At 53.0% G+C, this 4,423-nt stretch carries 5 protein-coding genes; all 5 read left to right on the plus strand.

All coding sequences use genetic code 11. The features are described from left to right. Nucleotides 1-253 (plus strand): hypothetical protein (locus ABYP33_RS17510; protein ID WP_373092468.1); only part of this gene is annotated, 253 nt, incomplete at its 5' end. After that, nucleotides 253-1,968: a hypothetical protein gene (locus ABYP33_RS17515; protein WP_373092470.1), complete on the plus strand. Its 1,716-nt coding sequence runs from the start codon at nucleotides 253-255 to the stop codon at nucleotides 1,966-1,968. The genes ABYP33_RS17510 and ABYP33_RS17515, both read left to right, overlap by 1 nt. A gap of 9 nt (nucleotides 1,969-1,977) precedes the next feature. After that, nucleotides 1,978-3,645, plus strand: a complete 1,668-nt coding sequence (locus ABYP33_RS17520) for a phage tailspike protein (RefSeq protein ID WP_373092472.1) — start codon at nucleotides 1,978-1,980, stop codon at nucleotides 3,643-3,645. Then, complete coding sequence (locus ABYP33_RS17525) at nucleotides 3,645-3,812, plus strand: hypothetical protein (RefSeq protein WP_373092474.1); 168 nt, start codon at nucleotides 3,645-3,647, stop codon at nucleotides 3,810-3,812. The genes ABYP33_RS17520 and ABYP33_RS17525 overlap by 1 nt, the downstream gene beginning before the upstream one ends. Beyond that, nucleotides 3,809-4,423: hypothetical protein (locus ABYP33_RS17530; RefSeq protein ID WP_373092476.1), on the plus strand; the 615-nt coding region annotated here is incomplete at its 3' end. The genes ABYP33_RS17525 and ABYP33_RS17530, both read left to right, overlap by 4 nt.

Below are 4,423 nucleotides of genomic sequence, written 5' to 3' on the forward strand. Positions count from 1 at the left end.
CCTGGAATCTGAATTTCAAGAGTTCAAATCTGACTACATTTCCCGCAACGACAACACCAAGGGTATGATTGAGGCGTGGAAGCAAAAGATTGAAAACGGCGAGGTGGCCGCAATCGAGGAGCTGCGCCGTCCCGATGAGTCTGGTGATGTGTCTCAGTACTCCCCCAAAGATCAGGCTGCGCTAGATTGGGCTAAGGCAAACCCCAATGACCCTAGGGCTGCTGCAATCATGCAAAGATTAGGTGCTCAGTAATGGCATTTGACCCAGACGCTTACCTTGCTGAAACAGGCGGTTTTGACCCGGACGCTTACCTTGCTGATGGGGATGCCCCTCAAGAGCTAGCCGAGCAACCCCAAGGCGACACGCTAGGGCAAGACGCACTAGATGTTCTAGGGGAGTTCGCAGCGGGCGCTAACCGATCCGTAACCGAGCTGATCGACTTCCTTGGGCCGGGAGCCATAAACAACATTCTGTCCCTTGCCGGTGTTGAGGCTAGAGTCCCAACCCTGACAGGGGCGCTTGAGCCTTACGGTATACGCGGCGGATTCATGGAGGAGGGTACGGCTCGCGATGTTGTTAGCGCGGCTGGGGCTTCTCTCCCAGCGGCGGCAGGTATGGCGACTGTTGCGGGCCGCGATGTGACAAAACCCCTTGGGGCAGCCGCTGAGATGCTTGGAATAGGTCAAGCCTCACCATCTGCCGCACTCGGCAAGGAAGTCGCAGATATAGTTCCGGGCTTTGCTGAGACATCAAGCAGGGCTGTTAAGGTTCCCGGCGTCAAAGACGCTGAAGAGACAATCAACCTGTCCCAACAGGGCGGAGACTTGCAGAAGTACATTGCAAACCCGGAAGACCCAGAAAAAGCCGACTTTGTGATTAAGGGCGGCAAGCTGGTGAAAGACCCCATTGCATCCCAAGCCATCAAGCAAGGCGTTGACCCAAACCTCGTTGCAATGGTGAAGACTGCATCCCCGGAAACCCGAAAGAAGATGAGGGCGCAGCTCGAGATATTGAAGCGCGGCAAAAAGAATCTTCGGTATCAGAACCAGTTTCGCCCTTGGGATGTTGCCGGGAAATCTATGGCTGACCGCGTTAAGTTTTTGCGTGATGTGAACAGGGAAGGTGGTAAAGAGGTAAACCAAGCGGCTAAAGCCTTGGCGGGAGAGTTCGTTGATTACACACCAGCTATTGATAGTTTCATTACCCGTCTCAACGATAATGGCGTGGTTGTGGTTCGAGGTGCAGACGGGAAGATTAAGCCTGATTTCTCCCAGTCAATTTTTAGAAGCTCTGGAAAGCCACAAAAGATTATTAGAGATATTATCAACCACCTTGATACTGATAATCCGGTGGACGCTAGAGAAGTTCATATAGCCAAAAAGTACATTGACGAGCTGGTCAACTGGGGCGGCTCAGCAACGGGCAACGCTGGCCAAGTCGAGGGTATTGCTAAGAACTTGCGCGGTGACTTGAATCGAGTTTTGGGAGATGCCTTCCCCGATTACCGCGAGGCCAATACCAAGTACTCTGAGACGCTGAGCGCCTTGGAGGATATTCGCAAATCATCTGGGGCTAAGGTCAAGATTGATGACGACGAATTCAATCAGGCAGTTGGCACAGGGCTTCGCCGCGTCTTGAGTAATGCGCAGGCGGGCGCGCCTCTCCGCTCAGCGATGAAAGATGCCGAGGATTTAGTGGTAAAATATGGGGGCGGATTCCCTGATGATATTCGCGACCAAATTTCATTTGCCGAGCGCCTTGACGCAATGTTCGGTTCATCCGCAAAAACGTCTATAGGCGGCGAGATGGATAAAACAGCAGACCGAGTTGCTGATACTGCCCTAGGCCAGAAGACGCTCACAGGATTGGCTGCTGAAGGCGTAAAGGCCGGATATAAGGCGGCTCGCGGCGTGAATGAAGAGAATGCAATCAAAGCCCTTGAAACACTGCTTTCAACTGAATACTGAGGCTAGCCAATGGCACGTACAACAGTAAACTTTCCCCAATCATATTACGCCGATTTCGATACTGGGCGGCCACTTGCCAGCGCTTACATCTATATCGGGGAGCCAGACCTTGACCCAGAAGTTGGCGCGAACCAGAAAGATATATTCTTCGTTCAGGAAGACGGTACAGAAATAGCGGGCATTCAGCCGGTGCGCACTTCTGCGGGCGGTGTCCCCACTTACAACGGCTCCCGCGTTACTGTTCGCGTTGATGGCGATTATAGTATTAAGGTGCTGAACAGCGAGAGTAGCCAAGTCTACTACTCGCCAAACTCAAATATTAATGATGTTGAATCAGCGGCGGTTTTGTCGGTTGATAGCTACGACAACCTCCCGGCGGCGGAAGACAACAGCGGCGTCACCTACCACGTTGACGATGTTGGCCACGTTAAGTCTGATGGCGCGGCATGGAATCCCGTAGAAGCGGTGTGGAAGACCACCTTAGCCTTCGGTGCAGAGGGTGGCGGCGTTGTCGATGATTACACGGCATTCAACACGGCGGGCGATGAAACTGACGTTGTGTATATCCCCTACGTTGCGGGCGGCTATGAGATAGGTACGCCGATTTCAGGCAAGACTACCCCTTGGCTACCAAGCCCCGCACTGACTTGGGAAGAGTTCAGCAACGGCGGCAATCTGGATATTTATTCAGGCTTTGACACTGATAACGGCGGGCATATTTGGCGGTTCTCAGACCGCGTGTTCGTTGGTGATGCTGCGGCCAACTTCGCAGGAGACAACCTATCAACAGACGGCGGGAATAGCTGGCTAGGTCAAGAGACTGTCGGTGTTAAGGATTACCCGGCGTACTTAGGCATCAATGCTCAGCTCCTGTCTGTCACGCGCAACGGCAAGTACGCCATTGTGGGCGCTTCTCGCAACTCGGACAATACCGGATCCAACGAGGTTATTGGCGTTGGTTCTGCCCCAATCAATGATTCAGCGGGCGGCACGGCTTGGGGCTTTATCGCTGAGCTGCAACATGAGTCAGGAGCCAACCAGTCCTACGGGATAGAGGTTGCCGCAAAGAACAAAGGCGCTGACCTTTCGCTGACGCCAAACGCACAGACGGGCGGCGTGTTCGGTGTGTGGCTGGCTGGCGGTGGTGATCCACCCTTCGGCGGTTCATCTGCCAACCCATCCAATGCGGGCATTGTTGTTCTCAAGAATGACAACACCTGGAATCGCGGACTCGTATTCATGCGTGACGCGCTAACCGATGGAGAGGCCATATCCCTATCAAGCGAAGGGGACAGCAGCAATAGCCACTTTCTGCGATGGTACAACGCGGCGGGTAATTCCACATTCGTCATCAAGGGCGACACAACCAGCGCTGATGAGTACGCGATACTGCGCGACAACTCCGGGCTGTGCATAAACGGCGTTGGCAACAATATCGCCTGCTTTGTCTCATCCCCTACGGCGGTAAACAGCCTGAATATATCTTCTGGCATTACCGGCCAAGCGCCATCTATTGAGGCCACGGGTTCTGACACTAATGTTGACCTGTCGTTTTTAACCAAGGGTAGTGGTAAAATCAAGTTCGGCACGTTTGTTTCGTCCGTTCTCAGCATCAATGGATATATTGAGATCAAGGACTCAAGCGGCACACTCCGAAAACTGGCAGTGGTGGCATAATGGAAGACAGAATCAAGGCGATATATGGTGACTTACTCTGGCAGGTAACAAACTTGCAGCACAGGCTCACCATGGCCGAGGCGCAGCTTAAACTGTTCGAGGACTTGAAGGACAAGACCGACGCAGAGAAGCTGAAATTCTTGACTGAATACGAGCGCAACCGATGACCAGTATTGTTAAGCAAGTCAACGTATACGCCATTGTTCGCGATAGCGGCACACCGCTTTACAAGGCGTCTATATGGATTGGTGAGGCGGGAGAAGACCCGGAGTACTCGCCCAAGCGCGTTTGGTTTGTTCAGGAAGAAGGCCAGCAGTTCGAGGGCAAGCAACCCATTATCACGGGTGTTGGTGGTTTCCCGTTCTTTGAAGGCGACAAGGTTGCCATCAAGGTGGAGGGTGATTTCTCTATCAGGATTCGGGATTTCTCCGGAGCTGTTACATACGAATCGCTGAGTGGAAATAACGTCTCGTTTGATGACGGCGAGGCGGTTCCATTGGTCGCCGACCTGCTGGAGCTACCCACAAACAACTATGAGGGTGATGAGGTTTTCTTTGTTGCCGAGACTGCTGCAAACCAAGCTGATGGCTTCCATGTTATCTTTCGAGTAGGCGATCAATCGGCATCAGTTGCGGCTGCCCCTGATTTCTGGCTTGTTCCAGATGACCGCGCTGGCGATGGCAGCGAAGGCGCGTACCAAAAAGTGCTGAACCATTTGGCGCGTGATTCGGCAAATATCAACTATACCCCTGACGGTAACACCGTAGAGACAGCCATA

This window comes from Zhongshania sp., assembly GCF_041584495.1.
GTDB lineage: Bacteria > Pseudomonadota > Gammaproteobacteria > Pseudomonadales > Spongiibacteraceae > Spongiibacter.